The sequence below is a fragment of the Paraburkholderia tropica genome (genome assembly GCF_914484835.1).
Lineage (GTDB): Bacteria > Pseudomonadota > Gammaproteobacteria > Burkholderiales > Burkholderiaceae > Paraburkholderia > Paraburkholderia tropica_A.
In genome coordinates this window covers 74,514-92,835 of the sequence record NZ_CAJZAR010000039.1, presented here as the reverse complement: position 1 = coordinate 92,835, position 18,322 = coordinate 74,514, and the positions used below count along the sequence as shown (strand labels likewise).

The 18,322-nt window shown below is 65.2% G+C and carries 19 protein-coding genes; 7 read left to right on the top strand and 12 right to left on the bottom strand.

Translation table 11 applies throughout. The annotated features are described in order from the left end of the window. Positions 1-67 precede the first annotated feature (67 nt). Positions 68-511, top strand: a complete 444-nt coding sequence (locus tag LDO54_RS10540; RefSeq protein WP_224009943.1) for a rhodanese-like domain-containing protein — start codon at positions 68-70, stop codon at positions 509-511. Here the strand turns inward: LDO54_RS10540 and LDO54_RS10535 are convergent. Next, positions 508-1,011: a universal stress protein gene (locus LDO54_RS10535; protein WP_224009942.1), complete on the bottom strand. Its 504-nt coding sequence runs from the start codon at positions 1,009-1,011 to the stop codon at positions 508-510. The genes LDO54_RS10540 and LDO54_RS10535 overlap by 4 nt on opposite strands. A gap of 202 nt (positions 1,012-1,213) precedes the next feature. Here LDO54_RS10535 and LDO54_RS10530 point away from each other — a divergent pair, with 202 nt between their 5' ends. Together LDO54_RS10530 and LDO54_RS10525 are read left to right on the top strand one after the other, a co-directional pair. Then, complete coding sequence (locus LDO54_RS10530; RefSeq protein ID WP_224009940.1) at positions 1,214-1,519, top strand: NIPSNAP family protein; 306 nt, start codon at positions 1,214-1,216, stop codon at positions 1,517-1,519. A gap of 95 nt (positions 1,520-1,614) precedes the next feature. Beyond that, positions 1,615-3,135, top strand: a complete 1,521-nt coding sequence (locus LDO54_RS10525; RefSeq protein ID WP_436975545.1) for a diguanylate cyclase domain-containing protein — start codon at positions 1,615-1,617, stop codon at positions 3,133-3,135. A gap of 323 nt (positions 3,136-3,458) precedes the next feature. On the opposite strand, the gene LDO54_RS10520 is transcribed toward LDO54_RS10525, so the two are convergent. The 4 genes from LDO54_RS10520 to LDO54_RS10505 all read right to left on the bottom strand — a co-directional run bounded on the left by LDO54_RS10520 (position 3,459) and on the right by LDO54_RS10505 (position 7,313). After that, positions 3,459-3,770 (bottom strand): HU family DNA-binding protein, encoded by a 312-nt coding sequence (locus LDO54_RS10520; protein WP_161495561.1) that lies wholly within the window; start codon positions 3,768-3,770, stop codon positions 3,459-3,461. A gap of 143 nt (positions 3,771-3,913) precedes the next feature. After that, positions 3,914-5,293 carry a glutamine synthetase family protein gene (locus LDO54_RS10515; RefSeq protein ID WP_224010127.1) on the bottom strand — a complete coding sequence of 460 codons (1,380 nt, stop codon included), beginning with the start codon at positions 5,291-5,293 and terminating at the stop codon, positions 3,914-3,916. Between the two features lie 138 nt (positions 5,294-5,431). Further along, positions 5,432-5,989: a helix-turn-helix domain-containing protein gene (locus tag LDO54_RS10510; protein WP_224009938.1), complete on the bottom strand. Its 558-nt coding sequence runs from the start codon at positions 5,987-5,989 to the stop codon at positions 5,432-5,434. A 34-nt stretch (positions 5,990-6,023) separates the two neighbouring features. Further along, on the bottom strand, positions 6,024-7,313 hold the full coding sequence (locus LDO54_RS10505; RefSeq protein ID WP_224009936.1) for an NAD(P)/FAD-dependent oxidoreductase: 1,290 nt from the start codon (positions 7,311-7,313) through the stop codon (positions 6,024-6,026). A 76-nt stretch (positions 7,314-7,389) separates the two neighbouring features. Here LDO54_RS10505 and LDO54_RS10500 point away from each other — a divergent pair, with 76 nt between their 5' ends. After that, complete coding sequence (locus LDO54_RS10500; RefSeq protein ID WP_224009934.1) at positions 7,390-8,244, top strand: LysE family translocator; 855 nt, start codon at positions 7,390-7,392, stop codon at positions 8,242-8,244. Positions 8,245-8,273: 29 nt separating this feature from the next. Here LDO54_RS10500 and LDO54_RS10495 read toward each other — a convergent pair whose 3' ends face one another. After that, a complete protein-coding gene (locus tag LDO54_RS10495) occupies positions 8,274-9,158 on the bottom strand; it encodes a LysR family transcriptional regulator (protein WP_224009931.1) in 885 nt (294 codons plus the stop codon). Positions 9,159-9,315: 157 nt separating this feature from the next. Here LDO54_RS10495 and LDO54_RS10490 point away from each other — a divergent pair, with 157 nt between their 5' ends. Together LDO54_RS10490 and LDO54_RS10485 are read left to right on the top strand one after the other, a co-directional pair. After that, on the top strand, positions 9,316-10,857 hold the full coding sequence (locus LDO54_RS10490; RefSeq protein ID WP_224009930.1) for a UbiD family decarboxylase: 1,542 nt from the start codon (positions 9,316-9,318) through the stop codon (positions 10,855-10,857). Beyond that, on the top strand, positions 10,850-11,452 hold the full coding sequence (locus LDO54_RS10485; RefSeq protein WP_224009928.1) for a UbiX family flavin prenyltransferase: 603 nt from the start codon (positions 10,850-10,852) through the stop codon (positions 11,450-11,452). The genes LDO54_RS10490 and LDO54_RS10485 overlap by 8 nt, the downstream gene beginning before the upstream one ends. Positions 11,453-11,527: 75 nt before the next feature. Here the strand turns inward: LDO54_RS10485 and LDO54_RS10480 are convergent, their stop codons facing one another. The 6 genes from LDO54_RS10480 to LDO54_RS10455 all read right to left on the bottom strand — a co-directional run bounded on the left by LDO54_RS10480 (position 11,528) and on the right by LDO54_RS10455 (position 16,861). Continuing rightward, positions 11,528-12,463 (bottom strand): dihydrodipicolinate synthase family protein, encoded by a 936-nt coding sequence (locus LDO54_RS10480; protein WP_224009926.1) that lies wholly within the window; start codon positions 12,461-12,463, stop codon positions 11,528-11,530. Positions 12,464-12,565: 102 nt separating this feature from the next. Continuing rightward, the gene (locus LDO54_RS10475) at positions 12,566-13,450 is read right to left on the bottom strand and encodes a glycosyltransferase family 2 protein (RefSeq protein ID WP_224009924.1); all 885 of its coding nucleotides are present in this window, start codon (positions 13,448-13,450) and stop codon (positions 12,566-12,568) included. A gap of 119 nt (positions 13,451-13,569) precedes the next feature. Continuing rightward, a complete protein-coding gene (locus tag LDO54_RS10470; RefSeq protein ID WP_224009923.1) occupies positions 13,570-14,292 on the bottom strand; it encodes a GntR family transcriptional regulator in 723 nt (240 codons plus the stop codon). Positions 14,293-14,426: 134 nt separating this feature from the next. Continuing rightward, positions 14,427-15,233 (bottom strand): maleate cis-trans isomerase family protein, encoded by an 807-nt coding sequence (locus LDO54_RS10465; RefSeq protein WP_224009921.1) that lies wholly within the window; start codon positions 15,231-15,233, stop codon positions 14,427-14,429. Beyond that, positions 15,230-16,474: a D-amino acid dehydrogenase gene (locus LDO54_RS10460; protein ID WP_224009919.1), complete on the bottom strand. Its 1,245-nt coding sequence runs from the start codon at positions 16,472-16,474 to the stop codon at positions 15,230-15,232. The genes LDO54_RS10465 and LDO54_RS10460 overlap by 4 nt, the downstream gene beginning before the upstream one ends. Before the next feature lie 15 nt (positions 16,475-16,489). Next, positions 16,490-16,861 (bottom strand): RidA family protein, encoded by a 372-nt coding sequence (locus LDO54_RS10455; RefSeq protein WP_224009917.1) that lies wholly within the window; start codon positions 16,859-16,861, stop codon positions 16,490-16,492. 352 nt (positions 16,862-17,213) lie between these two features. Here LDO54_RS10455 and LDO54_RS10450 point away from each other — a divergent pair, with 352 nt between their 5' ends. After that, positions 17,214-18,308, top strand: coding sequence for an ABC transporter substrate-binding protein (locus LDO54_RS10450; protein ID WP_224009915.1), 1,095 nt, complete (start codon positions 17,214-17,216; stop codon positions 18,306-18,308). Positions 18,309-18,322: the final 14 nt, after the last annotated feature.

Here is an 18,322-nt window from a genome sequence, read left to right as displayed (position 1 = left end):
CACTGTCGGCACAGTCGCTTCGCACGCGACAATGCCTCGCATCGACACTCGAATACGGAGCGCAACCATGACTGTTCAGACGCAGCTTTCTTCGCAGCCGTCCTCCTTCGTCAGCGAAATTCCCGCCGCCGCGAGCGCGGACGCGCTGGCGCATTTCGGCGCCTCGCTGGCCTTCGAGACCGATTGCTGGGACGTACACGCCACGCTCGCCGATCGCAGCCGCCCGCCCGATTTCGTGCTGCTCGACGTGCGCGGCCCGGCGCTCTTTGCCGAGGGGCATGTGCCCGGCGCGGTGAATCTGCCGCACGGCAAGATCGTCGCCTCGAAGCTCGACGCGTATGCGCCCGATACGCTGTTCGTGACGTATTGCGCGGGCCCGCACTGCAACGGCGCGACGCGCGGCGCGATCCGTCTCGCGCGGCTCGGCCGCCCGGCGAAGGTGATGATCGGCGGCATCACCGGATGGCTGGACGAAGGCTTCGAACTCGAACGCGGGATCGAACCCGGCTAGCCGCCAGATTCGGTCGATTCACCGTTCGATTCGCCAGGCGCATCGGCTGGCTCGTCCCCGACGCGCACCAGCAGCACCGGACACGGCGCCTGACGCGCGACCCGCTCGGCCACGCTGCCGAGCAACGCGCGGCGCATCCCGCGCCGCCCGTGCGTACCGATCACGACGAGCCGCGCACCACACGCCGCCGCATCGCGCGCGACGCCGCTCGCGATGTCGTCGTTCAGGCTCGCAAGCTGCATCAGATCGGTCTCGCACGCCACGCCCGCGATCCGCGCCTGTTCATCAGCGTCCTTCAGCAAGCGCCGCGCGTCACCGCGCCAGGCATCCAGCAGATCGGCGGGCACGTAGCTCGCGCCCAGCCCGAACGGCGATGTGGCGTCGAGCACATGCAGCACGCGCAGCTCCGCCCCGCAGATATCGGCGAGCCGGATCGCATGCGTCAGCGCCGCGCGCGACGTCGCGCTACCGTCATAGGCGACCAGAATCCGTTCATACATCGCGCATCCCTCCTCTAGCGTTGCGGCCGTTGTCTTTACACTTTTTGACTTTAGAGCCCGACGAAAAGAGGACGTTGACAGGTATCAAACGGTTATTGAGCCAGCGTCCGGGATCGCTACAATCGTGCCCATCCGTCACAGGAGGCGCGCGCAACGATACGCTCCCTGCGCGCCACGCCACACGCCAACAAGGACCGCCGTCATGATCACCTGCAGCCTGCGTTACGTCATCGACCCTTACCGTCTGGCCGAATTCGAGGCCTACGCCAAAATGTGGATTCCGCTCGTCGAGCGTTTTGGCGGCCAGCATCACGGCTACTTTCTGCCGTCCGAAGGCGCGAACAACATCGCGCTCGCGCTGTTCTCGTTCCCGAGCCTGGCCGCCTACGAAACCTACCGCGCGCGTTCGATGGACGATCCCGACTGCCAGGCGGCCTTTCAGTACGCCAACGAGACCCGCTGCATCGTGAGTTATGAACGCAGTTTCATGCGGCCCGTATTCGGGTAGGATGCGGGATAGCGCGCGCCTGGCACCCGCCGCCGCGCCCAGCCGCTGCGCGCCGGACCGCGCGCGCCCCAACCTCGCCACCACACCGCACCGACATGCAACAAGGCACCCCGGCCACCGCCGCCAGCTTTGCCAATATGGGCGTCGACCTGCTCGACTTCTTCGACGTCACGCCCACTTCGCTGTGGCTCGAGGACTATAGCCAGCTGCGTGCGCTGTTCGAGCGCTGGCGGGCGGCGGGCGTCGTCGATATTCGCGCCTGGCTGCTGGAAGATCCGCGCCGCGTCGCCGAATGCTCGGCGTGCATCCGCGTGCTGAAGGTGAACCAGCACACGCTCAAGCTCTACGGCGCGATCAGTCACGAGGAGCTCACCGCGCGCCTCGCCGACGTGCTGCGCGACGACATGTTCCAGGCGCACGTCGGCGAACTCGAACGGATGTGGGCCGGCGAAACGCGCTTCCAGAGCAAGAGCGTGAACTACACGCTCGGCGGGCGGCGCATGGACATTCTGCTGAGCGGCGTGATCCTGCCCGGCCACGAGGACGACTGGAGCCGCGTGCTCGTGGCGATCGAGGACGTCTCCGCGCTGGAGGACGCGCGTCAGCGTGCGGCCGCGAGCCAGCTCTACGCGCAGGGCATTTTCGAGCACTCGCCGGTGTCGCTGTGGGTCGAGAATTTTTCGGCGATCCGCGAGCTGCTCGAAGAAGCGCGCATGCAGGGCATTGTCGATTTCCGCACGTTCACCGACGTGCATCCCGAGTTCGTCGAGCGCTGCATGAGCGAGATTCAGGTGATCGACGTGAATCACTACACGCTCGGCATGTATCGCGCGCCCGACAAGGCCACTCTGCTCGCGCGCCTGCCCGATGTGTTCCGCGACGAGATGCGGCCGCATTTCCGCGAGCAGCTGCTCGACCTCTGGGAAGGCCGCCTGTTTCAGCAGCGCGAGGTCGTCAATTACGCGCTCGACGGCAGCGAACTGAACGTGCATCTGCAATTCTCGGTGTTTCCCGGCCACGAGGAAAAGTGGGATCTCGTGCTGCTCGCGCTCACCGACATCACCGCGCGCAAAAAAGCCGAGGCTTACCTCGAATTCCTCGGCAAGCACGACGTGCTCACGAAGCTCAAGAATCGCTCGTTCTATGTCGACGAACTGAACCGTCTGCAGCGCAAGGGGCCGTTCCCGGTCAGCGCGATCGTCGTCGACATGGACAATCTGAAGACCGTCAACGATCAGCTCGGCCACGCGGCCGGCGACGCGCTGCTGCGCCGCGCGGGCGAAGTGCTCGCGAAGGCGATCCAGAAGCCCTATCACGCGGCGCGCATCGGCGGCGACGAATTCGCCGTGCTGATGCCGGGCGCGGACGTGCGCGACGCGGAAATCGTCGCGGACAGCATCACGAAACTCGTTGAATTGAACAACCAGTTTTATGGCGGGCCGCGTCTGAGCTTTTCACTCGGCTGGGCCAGTTGCGAGGAAGGCGAGAGTGTGGAGGCGATGCTGCGCGAAGCCGACGCCGCAATGTACGAGGCCAAGCGCCACCGTTATGAACTGCACCGCAATGGCGCGGCGAATGGGGATTTGCGCGCTTCGGCGGGCAAGGGCGAGGCGTAATGGAATGTAAAACTGGAACGTAAAGCGGGAACGTAAAACAGTGGCGCAAAACGCGCGACGTCGACGCGTGATGCCGTGATGTCACGCGCGCTGCGTAATAAAGCGCAACGCAAAAACGCAACGAAAAAGCGCAGCGCAAAACCCGCGCCAGAAATGCACACCGGGAGCAAGGCGCGACGCGCCCTGCTCCCGGCTTGAGATGCGTTGCCGCCCGAAGGCGTGCCACGCGGCGGAGGCGGGCGGTGTGTTACCGCCCGCGCCCGCCCGGTTCGACGACGCGGCTAACCGGACCTTGCGGAACGGTCAGCCGGCGGCAGACGACATCACGACGCGTTGACGGCGTCCTTGAAGGCCTTGCCAGCCGTGAACTTCACCGTCTTCGCCGCAGCGATCTGGATTTCCGCGCCCGTGGCCGGGTTACGGCCGACGCGAGCGGCACGTTGGCCGGTCGAGAACGAACCGAAGCCGACGAGCTGCACGGAATCGCCCGACGTGACCGCCTTGGTGACCACTTCGAGGATCGCGTCGATTGCGGCTCCCGTGGCTGCCTTGGTCTCGCCCGTGCTTGCGGCGACTGCGTCAATGAGTTCCTGTTTGTTCATCTGCTTCCTGTGTTGAGTTGAGAAAACCTGCATACCCTACCGCACAAGGGCGAAACAGGCAAATCGCGTTGCATATCGAAACCTCCGGCACACGGGGCTTACACCGCCTTGTCACAAACTGGAACGATTCGTGCAGAGCGATTTTCTCGCTTATTTTGTATCTATTTCGCTTATTTTCACAAAAACCACCGATATTCGCGTGCGTGGATGGCGTTCATGAAATCGAGATGGTCTTGACGTTTATTTTCGCAAAAGACCATCGTAAAGTCCTCGCCGAGCCCTTCGCGCACGCCCGAATGCGTGCGCATGGCGGCCACCGCCGCGAGCATGTCGCCCGGAAAATCGACGCCGCTGGCGCGGTTTTCGTTGAGCGGCGCAATGGGTTCGCGCTGCGCGTCGAGGCCATGTTCGATGCCCGCGAGGATCGCGGCGAGCACCAGATACGGGTTGGCGTCGGCGCCCGCGAGACGGTGTTCGATGCGCAGATTCGCCTCGTCGGACTCCGGAATGCGGATGCACGCGTCGCGATCCTCGAAGCCCCAGCTCGCCCGGCTCGCCGCGTTGACCATCGCGCCGTAGCGGCGAAATGCGTTGTGATTGGGCGCGAACACCGGCATGCAATGCGGCAGCAGCGCGAGGCAGCCGGCCACCGCGTGACGCAGTTCGCGCCGGCCGTCCGCCGCGAGCGCGTTGCGGCCCGCCTCGTCGTAGAGACTTACGTGCACGTGCATGCCGCTGCCCGGCGCGTCGAGCCACGGCTTCGACATGAAGCTCGCGCGATAACCGTGCTTCGTGGCCACGCCGCGCGTGCTACGGCAAAAAAGCGCCGACCAGTCGGCGGCGCGCAGCGCGTCGTCGCAATGACCGAAGTTGATCTCGAACTGGCCCGGCCCGAGTTCCGCCGTGATGACGGTCGCGTCCACGCCCTGCTCGCGCGCCGCGTCGACCATCTCGTGCAGCACCGGCGCGAACCGCGAAAGGCGCTCGATATGCATGTTCGGCTGATCGTCCTCGTCGCCGCCGAGCGGATCGCGCGCGTGACGCGGCACGCCCTCGCTGAGCTTCGCATCGAACAGATAGAACTCCAGTTCGAACGCGACCACCGGCTTCAGTCCGCGCCGCCGGAAACGTTCGAGCACGCGCGCGAGCACTTCGCGCGGTTCGAAGCCGATGGGCGCCGCCGTGCCGTCCGAGGTGATGAGCATCTGCGCGAGCGGCTGCTGTTCCCAGCGCACGCGCTTGAGCGTGCCGGGCACGAGACGGCGCGGCGCGTCGGGGTCGCCGTCGCGAAAGCAATAATCGCCGATCGGATAGACGCCGCCTTGCGCGCCGAGCAGGATGCAGTTCTGCGGCAGCTTGAGCATCGCGCCCGCGGCCACCTTTTCGAGCATGTCGATCGGATAGCGCTTGCCGTAGAAATGCCCTGGAAGATCGAGGCAGATCAGATCGACGTAACGCACGTCGGGATGCGCGGCGCGAAAGGCGCGGACTTCGCCCAGCAGGTCGCTTTCGTGTGAGTTGGCGCTGGTGTTGGCGTAGGCGTTTGCATTGGCAATCACTTCGATTTCCTTTTGTGTCGCGTTTCGTTTCGCGAGAAGTCGGACGTCTTGCTTGCTTTTAATTCGGATTCCGTAAAATCATCAATGCGCGTGCGACGATGCGCGCCGTTCAGACGCGCGTCTGCAAACGTCAAACTACGCGAACACCCAGAGCACGCGCGCGTTCTGTTCCGAGCGGTTCGCGTAGCTGAAACGGCAGCGCGACGGCAACTGGAAGCTGTCGCCGGTGCGCAAAGTGACCGCGTCGTGTTCGCCGTCGACCCAGATCGTCAACTCGCCTTCGAGCACGAAGCCGCCCTGCTCGTCGCTGTCGTCGACGGGACGCTCGCCGCTCGTCGCGCCCGGCTCCAGCAGGCTCTCCAGCATCGAAAAGCCCGACGACATCGTCGGCGACACCAGCACGTCGGTGATGCCGCCGCCGTAATACAGCGTGCGCCGCTCGCTGGGCCGCGTGACCCACGGCAGCGCGCGCGGCTTGCTCACGCTGTAGAAGTACGTGGTGGGCGTCTGCAGCGCCTCGCCGATGGCGGTGAGATCCGCCACCGTGGGCCGCGACAGGCCGCGCTCGACCTGCGAGAGAAAGCCCACCGAGCGGCCGATCCGGCTCGCGAGGTCGGACAGCGTCACCTTCTTGTGCTTGCGCAGATCGCGAATCAGGATCGCGAGACCTTCGATTTCTTCCTGTTTGTCCATGTGCGTTCGATTCGGTCGGAGCGGGGCCGGGTCGCTAAACGACGTCGCGCAATCGATACCAGAGCTTGCCGAGCGCCTCCAGCGGCGCGGCGAGCGCGTCGCCGCCCGGAAAGCGCGGATTATGAATGCCCTCGTAATGCGAGAGCAAGCGCGTGTCGCCGAGGATCGCGTCGCTGACGGCGCGCGCGGCGGCCAGCGTCGGCAGCACGCCGTGCCCCGAAAAACCTTGCAGCCAGTATCGCCCGCGCGCGTGACCGACATCGGGCGTGCGCCGGATGCTGATGTCGATATGGCCGCCCCACGCGTAGTCCAGCGTCGCGCCGCGCAATTGCGGAAACGCGCGTTCGAGGCTCGGCCGGATCGCCGCGCGGATGTCCTTCGGAATGCCGCCGAGATAGGAACACGCGCCGCCGAACAGAAGGCGATGATCGGGACTCAGCCGGAAGTAGTCGGGCACGAACTGGTTGTCGATCACGCAACTATTGCGCGGCAGCAGCGACTGCGCGAGCGCCGGATCGAGCGGCTGCGTCGCGATCTGATACGTGCCGACGGGCAGCACGCGGCGCGCGAGATCGCGGTCGAGGCGGTCGATATAAGCATTGCAGGCGAGCACGAGCGTGTCCGCGCAGAGCGTGCCATGCGGCGTCGCGACGACGAAACCCGCGGGCGTTTCGCGCCACTCGCGCACGCGCGTCTGCTCGAAAATGCGTCCGCCCGCGCGCTCGATGGCCGCCGCGAGGCCGAGCGCGAGCTTGAGCGGATTCAGATGCCCGGCCTCGGGATCGTAAAGCGCCGCGCGATAGCGGCGGCTGCCCACCCACCCGGGCATCTCCGCTTCGTGAATCACGCGCAGCGCGTCGTAGCCCCACTTGCGCGCGGCTTCGTCGCGCGCCTCTTCGAGCAGGCCGACGCGCCCGCGTTTCACGGCGGTCCACAAACTGCCCGGCCGGTAGTCGATATCGAAACCATGACGCGCGGGCAGTTCGCGCACTTCGCGCGCCGCCCAGCGCATGCTGTCCCACAGTTCGCGCGCGCCCTCGACGCCGATCGCCTGTTCGAGCGGTCCCATATCGCACGACCAGCCGAGCAGCGCCTGGCCGCCGTTGCGCCCGGACGCCGCCCACGCGACGCGGCTCGCCTCCACGACCGCCACGCGCTTGCCCGCCAGCGCGAGCCGCAGCGCCGTATGCAGCCCGCTGAACCCGGCCCCGACGACCGCGACATCCACATCGTGCTCGCCTTCCAGCGCCGGCCGCGCGGGCAATGCGCCGGGCCAGGTGCGGGCGTAGTAGCTCTCAACATGCTGGGTCGATTCGACGAACATGGCGGAATCCGTGAAATTTTACGTCACTATTTTCATGAAAAATTAGCACGACATTTTCACGGATGCAAATGGGGAGTTGCCCGATAAGGCGGCGAGGCGCCCGTCAAGCCGGGATTGGCGCGCAGTCGAAGCAGCGCGCAATGAGCACAATGAGCACACGGAATCGAGCGCAAAGCCGGGAGCAAAGCCGACGCCACGCGATCGGCTTGTCGAAGTTTGTAAAATATCGCGCTCGACTTCCGTTACCGCCGCCACCTTCAACCGCCGCCCTGCGATGCCCACTGCTGCCACCTTCCTGACCTTTCTCGCCGCGCTCTGCCTGTTCGAACTGTCACCTGGCCCCGATATGATGCTGGTCCTGGCGCGCGGGGTCGGCCAGGGCCGACGCACCGCGCTGTTCACGGTCGTCGGCATGGTGTTCGTCGCGGGAATCGTTCAGGTATCGATGCTCGTACTCGGGCTCGCGACGCTGATCCACACCTACCCGACCGCCTTGAACGTGCTGCGCTGGGCGGGTGCCGTCTATCTGATCTGGCTGGGCGTGAAAATGCTGGCGGCCAGCGCGTCCGGCCACACGCGGACGAAAGGCGAAGCGCCCGTGTCCGACTGGAAGGCGGTTCGGCAAGGCGCGCTCAACAGCCTGACGAACCCGAAGTCGCTGCTGTTCATGTTCGCGTTTCTGCCGCAATTCGTCGATCCGGCGCGCGGCCCGCTGTGGTCGCAGTTCCTGATCCTCGGTTCGATCCAGAAGCTGACCGGGATCGTTTCGCTCGGTGGCGTTGCGTTCGCCTCGGGCACCGTCGGCGAGTGGCTGCGCCGCTACCCCAGATTGATTGCCTGGCAGGAGCGCTTTACCGGCGTGGTGATGATCGCGCTCGGCGTGCGGCTGTTTTTCAGCGGCGGCGCGCCGGCGCGGCCTGTGAATCGCTAGAGGCGAGCTAGAGGCGGCTCAGGCCCGCCTCACGCCTTCCCCACCATATCGAGCAACGCGCGCGTCCCCGCAGACCGATCGTACATGCGCGTCGCGATCACCACTTCGCTGTAGCCGTTCGCCATTTCGAGCGGCTTGAACACCGCGCCTTCCACCTGAAAACGCGCGAGCGTGCGCGGCACCACGCCCACGCCCAGACCGGCCGCCGCAAAACTCAGCACACCCAACGAATCGGTGGTGCGCAGCACGTTCTTCGGCACGAAACCGGCTTCCAGACACAACTCCTGCACCCGATGACCGACGCCCACGCCGGGCGGATCGTCGACCACGATCAGGCGATCGTCGCCGACATCGCGCAACGCCATGCGCCGCCGTTTCGCGCAGCGATGATCGTGCGCGAGCACGAGATCGAGCGGCGTGCGCGAGAACGGCGTGATGCGGATCGAGATCGGCAGCGGCCCCGGCGGCGAACGCAGAAAGGCCACGTCGATGCGCTCGTCGGTCAGCGCGTTCATCTGCGCCTGAACCGGAATGCCGCGCAGTTCGAGTTCGACGTCCGGCCGCTCCTGCGCAAAACGCTTGAGCAGCGCAGGCAACTCCGGCTCCAGCGCCACCGAGTTGGCGTACGCGATACACAGCTTGCCCAGTTCGCCGCGGCTCGCGCGCCGCCCCGCCAGCACGGCGGTTTCCGCCTGCGCGAGCGCCTGACGCGCGTAATCGAGGAAAACCGCGCCCGCCGCCGTGAGTTCGATGCCGCGACGCACGCGCTGAAACACCTTGAAACCGAGCTGCGTTTCGAGCACTTTCATCTGCTGCGTGACCGCCGGTTGAGCGATGCCGAGGCGCTCGGCGGTGCGCCCGAAATGCAGTTCCTCGGCCGCGATCACGAAGGTGCGGAAGTAACGGAAGTCCATGGCCGCCCCGTTTAAAAATAAGATTATCTTATCAAAATCGCCGGTTTTGATTGATTGATTCAATCTACTTCAGGGGGTCAAATAGAGCCTGTCCCAGCGATGACGCACGCTCGCCGTACCAGCGTCAGCGGGTCAGCCGTTAAAAGAGAGCCATGCCATGAATCAACGAATCGAATCCCCCCGCCCCTCCACCATCGAACCGAACGCCACCGCGCCCGTCGAAGATCTGCGCTCCGCGCTTGCGCGCCTCGCGGCGACGCCGGGGCAACTGATCGAAACCGATCGCGAAGTCGACCCGCACGCCGAACTGGCTGGCGTCTACAAGCGCATCGGCGCGGGCGGCACCGTCGAGCGTCCGACGCGTCTCGGACCCGCGATGATGTTCAACGCCGTCAAGGGTTATCCGCAGAGCCGCGTGCTGGTCGGCCTGATGGCGAGCCGCAAGCGCGTCGGCCTGCTGCTCGATGCCGAACCGCGCCGCCTCACGCAACGCATGGCCGACGCCGTGCACAACGCGATCGCGCCGACCACCGTGCCGCGCGACCAGGCGCCGTGCCAGCAGGTCGTGCATCTCGCGAGCGACGCCGATTTCGATCTGCGCAAGCTGATCCCCGCGCCCACGAATACCGAAAGCGATGCCGGCCCGTTCCTGTGCCTCGGCCTCGTGCTCGGCAGCGATCCCGATACCGGTCACGCCGACGTCACGATCCACCGTCTCTGCGTGCAGGGCCGCGACGAACTCTCGATCTTCTTCGCGCCGGGCCGCCATATCGACACGTTCCGCCAGAAGGCCGAAGCGCGCGGCGAACCGCTGCCGGTCTCGATCAACATGGGCCTCGACCCGGCCATCCATATCGGCGCGTGCTTCGAGGCGCCGACCACGCCGCTGGGTTTCGACGAACTTTCGATCGCGGGCGGCCTGCGCGGCAAGCCGGTCGAACTGGTCGAATGCGTGAGCGTCGCGCAGAAGTCCATCGCGCGTGCCGAGATCGTTATCGAGGGCGAGATTCTGCCGAACGTGCGCGTCGTCGAGGATCAGAACACGAACACGGGTCACGCGATGCCGGAGTTTCCGGGCTATAACGGCCCCGCGAATCCCTCGCTGCCCGTCATCAAGGTCAAGGCGGTGACGATGCGTCACGGCGCGATCATGCAAACGCTCGTCGGGCCCGGCGAGGAGCACACGAGTCTCGCGGGCATTCCGACCGAGGCGAGCATCTACAACGCAGTCGAAGCGGCGATGCCGGGCTTCGTCAAGCAGGTCTACGCCCACACGGCCGGCGGCGGCAAGTTGCTCGCCGTGCTCCAGGTGAACAAGCAATCGGCGTTCGACGACGGCCGCGCGCGTCAGGCCGCGATCATCGCGCTCGGCGTGTACTCCGAACTCAAACACGTGATTCTCGTCGACACCGACGTCGATCCCTTCGACACCGAAGACGTGATGTGGGCGATGACCACGCGCTTCCAGGGCGACCTGTCGACGATGTTCCTGCCGAAGGTGAACGGCCATGTGCTCGATCCGTCGCAGACGCCCGACTTCAACCCGGCGCTGCCCGCGCGCGGCGTGACCTGCAAGACCGTGTTCGACTGCACCGCGCCGTTCCATCTGCGCGGCGAGTTCGAACGCGCGAAGTTCATGGACGTCGATCCGCGTCCGTTCGCGCCCGAACTGTTTGCCGATGCGCACGGCGATGCGTGAGCGTTCGCCTCATCGCGCGCGTCACGGCCACCGGCGGCTGATCGTCGGCGTTACCGGCGCGACGGGTTTCGTCTACGCCGAGCGCGCCCTGCGTCTGCTGCGCGAGATGAAAGTCGAAACGCATCTCGTGATGTCGCGCGCCGCCGAACTCACGCGCGAATACGAGTCGCCGCTGTCGCGCGACGAGGTTCACGCGCTCGCCGATCACGTGCACCCGATCGCCGATGTGGGCGCGTCGGTGGCCTCGGGTTCGTTTCGCACGCTCGGCATGCTGATCGCGCCGTGCTCGATGCGCACGGTCGGCGAGATTGCGTCGGGCGTGACGAGCACGCTGCTCACACGAGCCGCCGACGTCGTGCTCAAGGAGCGCTTGCCGCTCGTGATGATGGTGCGCGAAACGCCGTTGAACCTGATTCATCTGCGCAACCTCACGACGCTGACCGAAGCGGGCGCCACGGTATTTCCGCCGGTTCCGGCCTTCTACGCGAAGCCCGCGAGCCTCGAAGAAATGGTCGATCATTCGGTGAGCCGCGCGCTCGATCAGTTCGGTCTCGACAGCGGCCGCATCGACGCCTGGCGCGACGGCGCAGACTGATCGTCACGCACGCAGGGCGCGAGTTCACGCAGATCGAGGCGTGGCTCGCGCCATGCGCATTTCACGAACGCCGCTTCAATGCGCCCAGCGCAGCACCTGGGCGTCCAGCCGCCGCGCGATCTCGATCAGCCCGGCCCGCGTGCCCGGATGGAGCGGCACAAGCGGGCGGCGCACCGCGTCCGACGCGATCACGCCGCCCTCCTTCATCAGCGCCTTGCAGGCGATCAGCCCGCACTGGCGGTTTTCGTAGTTGATGAGCGGCAGCCAGCGCGCGTAGCCCGCCATCGCTTCGTCGCGATCCCCCGCCAGATACGACTTCAATATCGGTTGCAGACCATCCGGGTAGCCGCCGCCGAGCACGCTGCCGGTCGCGCCCGCATCGAGGTCGGCCATCAGCGTGATCGCCTCTTCGCCGTCCCACGGACCCTCGATCGCATCGCCGCCCAGTTCGATCAATTCGCGCAATTTCGCCGCCGATTGCGGCACTTCGATCTTGAAGTACGACAGGTTGCGGACCTCGCGCGCGAGCCGCGCGAGGAACGCCGCCGAGACCGACGTGCCGCTCATCGGCGCGTCCTGATACATGATCGGAATCTCGATAGCCTCGGACACCTCGGTGAAGAAGCGCTCGATCGCGGCCTCGTTGCAGCGGATCGTCGCGCCGTGATAAGGCGGCATGATCATCACCATCGCCGCGCCGCCGGCCTGGGCCGCGCGGCTGCGCGCCGCGCAAATCGTCGGGCTGAAGTGCGTGGTCGTTACGATCACCGGCACGCGTCCGGCCACGTGATCGAGTATCGTGGAAGTCAGCAGCGCGCGTTCGTCGTCGGTCAGCGAAAACTGTTCCGAATAATTCGCGAGGATGCACAGGCCGTCCGCGCCCGCATCGATAATGAAATCGACGCAACGCTTCTGCCCTTCGAGATCGAGCGCGCCCGTCTCGGTGAAAATGGTCGGCGCCACGGAGTAGGCACCCGTATAGCGACGCTTGATCGGCCTCGTTCCATTCATCTCGTTTCCCTTCCGCATTAAGTTAGGATTACCTACTGAACAACCGATTCCCGTATCGTGCTTGGGGTTCAAACAAAGGAATCGGACTGGATCGCCGCGAATTCAGACGCGGCCGCATTTGCCGCGCAGGCCGTCGCCGATACCGCACAGAATGGCCTGGAGTTTCATGCGCTTTTGCCGTGCGTGCAGCAGCACGAACGCGAGATGTTTCAGCGTGATCAGATTGATCAGCAACAGCGCCGGATAGCTGTGCCAGTAATCGCGCGCGACGAGAATGCAGTTGCGCGCCGCATAGTAGTGCCGCAAGGCGCTCTGATCGAAGATATCGACGCGCGGCCAGTGCTGTCCCGGCGTTGCCTTGCCAAGCTCGTGCGGCAGCGAGACATCGGCGTTGACGCACACGGGCACGCCATGCGCCTGGGCGCGCATGCAGTACTCGGCGTCGACGTGGTCGATGAAGAAGTCTTCGCGAAAACGTCCGAGCGCGCGGTAGGCTGCGAGCGAAATCGCGGTGCCCGACGAGATGATCACCGAGCACGGCAGCAGCCCGTGCGCGCCGTCGCGGATCGGCGCGATCCGTGCCGACCAGCGCCGCACGGTGAACAGCGGCAGATCGCGCCGCACATTGAGGTTGAAGATGCGCGGACCGACGAGAAAACGCGGCTCGCCCAGCGAGGCGCAGCCGATCAGCATCCGGTCGAAATAATCGTCCGGCACCGTCGAATCCTGATCGAAGATGAAGAACACATCGCAGCCGCGTCCAATCAGGAATTCGAGGCCCGCGTTGAATGCGCCCGCAATGCCGCCGCGATTGTGATTAGAGATCACGCTCACGCCGTGCGCCGCGAGACGCGCATGCAGCACGGCGTCCGCCTGCGGAGAATTATCGACCGCGACCACCTCGGGGCTCAGCGCGGGCAAACGCAGCAGATGCTCGGCCTGCCCCGCGTCCGGTTTGTACAGCGTAATCAACGTGCCATGTTTCATGACGACGCCTCTTCGCAAAAGTGACGATCGGACCGCGCGGATCGCGCACGGCCGGTTCCTCCTTTTGATTGCCGCTGTCTCGTTCGAACGCGTCGGGCCGATCAGGCCAGGCGCACCCGTTATTTTGCGTACAGCTTGACCACGCTCGCGTGCACGACGCGCGTGATTTCCTCCATGCGCCAGCGAATATGCGTGTCGGTCAACGCCATGCAGCGCGCGGTATCGCGTTCGGCCAGCGCGTCGAGAATCTGCAAATGCTCGGTGAACGCTTCGTTGCGGCGCTGATCGACATCGACCCAACGCACGTAATGAATTCGCGCGTTGATGCCCTGCAAAACACGCCCGATCTCGCCGTTGCCCGACATCGCGGCCAGTTCCAGATGGAATTCCTCGTCCTTCACCACGAGTTCGTCGGACGGCATCCGCTCCGCGCTTTTCATCACCTGCTTCCAGAAGCGGCGCAGCCCCTTGATATCGTTGTCCGACGCGCGCTCGCAAGCGAGCATGACCGCCGTCGATTCGATCGAGCAGCGCAGCTCGAACAGATCGAACACGTCCTTGCCGTCGAGTTCGCGGATGAAGAAACCGCGATTCGGCACGAAGGCCAACAGGTTTTCCGCCACCAGCCGGTTGAGCGCCTCGCGGATCGGCGTGCGGCTCACGTCGAGCCGCTCCGCCAGTTCCAGTTCGTTGACGCGCTCGCCCGGCCGGATCTCGTAGAGCACCGCCATCTGCTTCAACTGCTCGTAAATATCGTTCACCGTCATGCCCGTGCGCCTGGGCGCGGCGGAGTCGCGCAAACCGGGACGCACGTTCCGCGTCATCACGGAATTCGCTGCCATCTCGTCTCCTGAATCGATCTGTGACTGCACATTATCGCCTACCCTGCCTGTGTTGCCGCGCGTGAAAGCGTGCGTTGAAACCTGCGCGGGATCGCACGTTGAATGACGCGTTAAATGGCGCGTTCAGCCGCGCGTCAAACGGTAAACAAGCGCCCGAATTGCGGCATCGAATCGTCCACGCCCGCGAGCCGCAATGCGTGCCACGCCAGCGCATGATTGCTCGACAGAATCGGCTTGTCGAGCTTCGCTTCGAGATCGGCGATCGCTGCGGCGAGACGCAGGCTCGTGCACGACACGAACACCGCGTCGACGGCCGGATCGCTCGCCAGTTCGGTCACGGCGCGCTCCAGCGAGGCGCGGTCGATGCGCGCGACTTCGTTGTCGTCGCGATGCTCGAACGAGCCCATCCGCACGATATCGACGCCACGCTCGCGCAGATAACGCGCCATCGCCTCGTTAATCGGACGCTCGTACGGCGTGAGCAGCGCGACGCCGCGCGCGCCCAGTGCATCGAGCGCCACGCGCGCCGCCGTGATCGGCGTCGTGCACGCGATGTCCGGACGCGCCTCGCGGATCCGCTCGAACACGCGCTCCTCGCCGAGCACCATCGACGCCGAGGTGCAGCCGAACGCCACCACGTCGAGATGCTCGCCGGGCCGGATCAGCGCCACGCCCGGCGCGATGCGGTCGTCCATCTCGCGCAGCGTGGCCGGCGTAATCTCCGCCGAATTCTCGACGCGGCTTTCGTAGAACGCCACGCCCGGCAGCGCGAGCAGGCTGCGCCATTCGTATTCGATCGTGTGATCGGTGGCGAGCACGACGAGGCCGATCGCCGCGCGCGAAGAAATGCCGTCGTCGAGCGCGAAGTCGAAGCGCGTATACGCGTCGTCACCCGGGGCATCGACAGCGGGCTCGATGCGGTTCGTTAGAAGTTCGCTCACTGTAGTGTCATCCCTGTGATGTCGATCTCGGGTTGCCGGCCGTTCATGACGTCGGCGAGGATTTTCGCGGTGCCGCACGACATGGTCCAGCCCATATGTCCGTGGCCCGTGTTCAGAAACAGATTGCGATGGCGCGTCGCGCCGATCAGCGGCGTGCCCTCCGGCGTCATCGGGCGCAAGCCGGCCCAGTACGACGGCCGCGCATAATCGGCGCCATTCGGGAACAAGGCGCGCGCGGTCGCGAGCATGTGCGAGAAGTCGGCGGGCGCATGCGCCGTGTCGTAGCCGCAGAACTCGGCCGTGGCCGTGAGGCGCAGACGCTGCCCGAAACGCGCCCACGCGACCAGCTGATTCTCTTCGACGCCGCCGAGCATCGGCGCATCGTGCGAATCGTCGACCGGCAGCGTGACCGAATAGCCCTTGACCGGATAGATCGGCAAGCGATAACCGAGGTCGCGCGCGAGCAACGGCGAGTACGAGCCGAGCGCGAGCACGTAACGGTCGGCGTTGAGCCGCCCCGCCGACGTCTGCACATAGTCGATGCCGTCGCCTGACGCGCGGATGCCCTCGATCGCGGTGCCGAAGCGAAAATCGACGCCCAGCTCGCGGCAACGCTGTTCCAGTGCGCGCGTGAACAGATGCGCGTCGCCGCTCTCGTCGCTCGGGCAATAGATCGCGCCCGCGATATCGTCGCCGCCGCTTTTGAGCGCGGGCTCGCGCGCAATCGTGGCCTGGCGGTCGAGCGTTTCGAGCGGCAGGCCGCTGTCCGAAAGAATCGACATATTGGCCACGCCGCGCTCGAACGATGCAGGATCGCGATACAGATAGAGCAGCCCGCCGCTGATGCGGTCATAGGCCAGCCCTTCGTCGCGCGTGGCCTGCTGAAGCTGCTGCTGCGCGTAGCGGCACAGGCGCACCTTGATCGAGGTATTGCGGCGCGAACGTTCGGCGGTGCAGTTTTGCAGGAACAGCCAGCACCACGCCCACATGCGCCAGTCGGCCTTCGGCTTGAGCCGCAGCGCCTGCCCTTCCATGAACAGCGACTTGAGCAGGATCTTCGGCGCGCGCGGCGACGCCCACGTGTACGAATGCCCCGGCGCGATCAGGCCGGCGTTCGCGAAACTGGTTTCGAGCGCGACGCCGTCGCGGCGATCGAGCACCACGACTTCGTCGCCGGCCTTCGCCAGAAAGTAGGCCGTGGTCACGCCGACGATTCCGCCACCGAGCACGATGGTTTTCATGCGCGTTCTCCGGGGTCAGCCAGCCGTGGACGTCGACTCTGCGATGGCGGCGATCGCGCCGATCTCGACCGTGTACTGCTCGAACGCGAGCTTCGATTCGACACAGGCTCGCGCAGGCGCATGGCCCTTCGGCACCCACGCATCCCAGACGCTGTTCATCTCGGCGAAGCTGCGATGGTCCGCGAGCCAGATGTTCGCGGAGACGATCTGGCGTTTGTCGCCGCCCGCGATTTCGAGCAGACGGTCGAGCTTGTCGAGAATCTGGCGGGTCTGGCCGGCGACGTCGAGCGACGTATCGTCGGCCACCTGTCCCGCGATGAAAACGAGCCCGCCTGCGACCACCATCTGACTCATCCGCTCGCCGGTTTCATATCGCTTGATTTCCATCCAGACGCCTCCGTTAGGCAGGTATGTTGGAGCCGATCCTAGCATCGCTTATTCAGAAGTGTATACACATTTTCAATAAAAAACGGCCTCGCGCCAAGCACGTGCAAGACCGTCCAAAACGGTGCGGACGCAAGCCCAATAAATGCGAGAACATGCGCTTTTTAAGGGAATTTATCGAAACAGCAGCGCGTTTCACAGCGCACGATTCGTGCACCGAAGAAATGCCTAAAAATTTCTCGCACAACTATTTTTTTTCAGGAATTCTGTAGACACTTTTGTATATCGATATCGTTCAAACCGCACCAAAAACCCATCTGAAAACCCAACAAAGAACTGCAAAAGGAGAACCACGATGAGCCTGTTTCGCTGGAGTGTCGGGGCCGCCGTCGCGGCGCAGCTGTGCGTGTCGACTGCGTGGGCGGACGTCGAGCTCGGCGCCGTGTTGCCGTTGAGCGGATCGAGCGCGTCGATCGGCGAGGACCAGCGGCGCGGCATCGAACTGGCGGTCGCGAAGATCAATGCGCAAGGCGGCGTGCTCGGGCAGAAGCTCAAAGTGCGGGTCGAGGATTCGGGCGGCACGGCGAACACCGCGCTCGACGCCACGCGCAAGCTGGCCACGGTCGATCACGTGCCGGTCGTGCTCGGAGAATTCTCGTCGTCGGTGACGATTCCGATCGGCCAGTTCCTCGTGCGGCAAGGCGAGGTGCACGTCAATATCGGCTCGTCGAGCCAGCAGGTGCGCAAGATCGGCGCGGGCTCGTTCAGCGTGATCGGCCTGGACGATCTTTCGGCGCGTTTCGCCGCGCAGGACGTCTACGCGCGCAACCTGCACCGGGTGGCCTTCATCGCGCCGAACAACGGCTATGGTCAGGGTCTTGCGGGCGAGTTCAAGAAGCGCTTCGAGGCGCTCGGCGGCACGGTGGTCTCACAGGTGCTCTATACAGAGGGCCAGTCGACCTATCGCCGCGAACTGGAGCAGGCGGCGCGCGCGAAGCCCGATGCCTACGTCTACAGCGCCTACGGCCAGGAAGCCGCGACGCTCAATCGTCAGGCGTACGAAATGCAGCTCAACAAGACGCCGTGGTACGGCATCTATCTGACGATGTGCACGAGCGATACGCCGCCGCAGATCGCGCAAGGCCAGATCGGTCTTGAAGTGGGCGCCCTCGGCGGCACCGCGAAAGCCTACGCCGACGCCTACCAGAGCGCCTACAAGGAAGCGCCGCGCTCCGCGTTCGGCAGCTACGCCTACGACGCCACCATGCTCGCGGCGGCGGCGATCAACAGCGCGCATTCGGCGGACCCGGCGAAGATCCGCACTGCGATGGCCGCGATCGGCAAAGGCTACGACGGCGTGACGGGCGACATCGCCTTCGACGGTGACGGTCAGCGCGCGGTCCAGCCCTACGAGAAAGTGGTCTTCAAGCAGGCCGTCGTCGCCCAGTGAGCGTCCTCGTCTGA

What these genes read in the sequence shown, in the direction of transcription:
- LDO54_RS10540 (WP_224009943.1), top strand. Translation starts at nt 68, where the DNA reads ATGACTGTTCAGACGCAGCTTTCTTCGCAGCCGTCCTCCTTCGTCAGC.
- LDO54_RS10535 (WP_224009942.1), bottom strand. Translation starts at nt 1,011, where the DNA reads ATGTATGAACGGATTCTGGTCGCCTATGACGGTAGCGCGACGTCGCGC.
- LDO54_RS10530 (WP_224009940.1), top strand. Translation starts at nt 1,214, where the DNA reads ATGATCACCTGCAGCCTGCGTTACGTCATCGACCCTTACCGTCTGGCC.
- LDO54_RS10525 (WP_436975545.1), top strand. Translation starts at nt 1,615, where the DNA reads ATGCAACAAGGCACCCCGGCCACCGCCGCCAGCTTTGCCAATATGGGC.
- LDO54_RS10520 (WP_161495561.1), bottom strand. Translation starts at nt 3,770, where the DNA reads ATGCAGGTTTTCTCAACTCAACACAGGAAGCAGATGAACAAACAGGAA.
- LDO54_RS10510 (WP_224009938.1), bottom strand. Translation starts at nt 5,989, where the DNA reads ATGGACAAACAGGAAGAAATCGAAGGTCTCGCGATCCTGATTCGCGAT.
- LDO54_RS10505 (WP_224009936.1), bottom strand. Translation starts at nt 7,313, where the DNA reads ATGTTCGTCGAATCGACCCAGCATGTTGAGAGCTACTACGCCCGCACC.
- LDO54_RS10495 (WP_224009931.1), bottom strand. Translation starts at nt 9,158, where the DNA reads ATGGACTTCCGTTACTTCCGCACCTTCGTGATCGCGGCCGAGGAACTG.
- LDO54_RS10490 (WP_224009930.1), top strand. Translation starts at nt 9,316, where the DNA reads ATGAATCAACGAATCGAATCCCCCCGCCCCTCCACCATCGAACCGAAC.
- LDO54_RS10485 (WP_224009928.1), top strand. Translation starts at nt 10,850, where the DNA reads ATGCGTGAGCGTTCGCCTCATCGCGCGCGTCACGGCCACCGGCGGCTG.
- LDO54_RS10480 (WP_224009926.1), bottom strand. Translation starts at nt 12,463, where the DNA reads ATGAATGGAACGAGGCCGATCAAGCGTCGCTATACGGGTGCCTACTCC.
- LDO54_RS10475 (WP_224009924.1), bottom strand. Translation starts at nt 13,450, where the DNA reads ATGAAACATGGCACGTTGATTACGCTGTACAAACCGGACGCGGGGCAG.
- LDO54_RS10470 (WP_224009923.1), bottom strand. Translation starts at nt 14,292, where the DNA reads ATGGCAGCGAATTCCGTGATGACGCGGAACGTGCGTCCCGGTTTGCGC.
- LDO54_RS10460 (WP_224009919.1), bottom strand. Translation starts at nt 16,474, where the DNA reads ATGAAAACCATCGTGCTCGGTGGCGGAATCGTCGGCGTGACCACGGCC.
- LDO54_RS10455 (WP_224009917.1), bottom strand. Translation starts at nt 16,861, where the DNA reads ATGGAAATCAAGCGATATGAAACCGGCGAGCGGATGAGTCAGATGGTG.
- LDO54_RS10450 (WP_224009915.1), top strand. Translation starts at nt 17,214, where the DNA reads ATGAGCCTGTTTCGCTGGAGTGTCGGGGCCGCCGTCGCGGCGCAGCTG.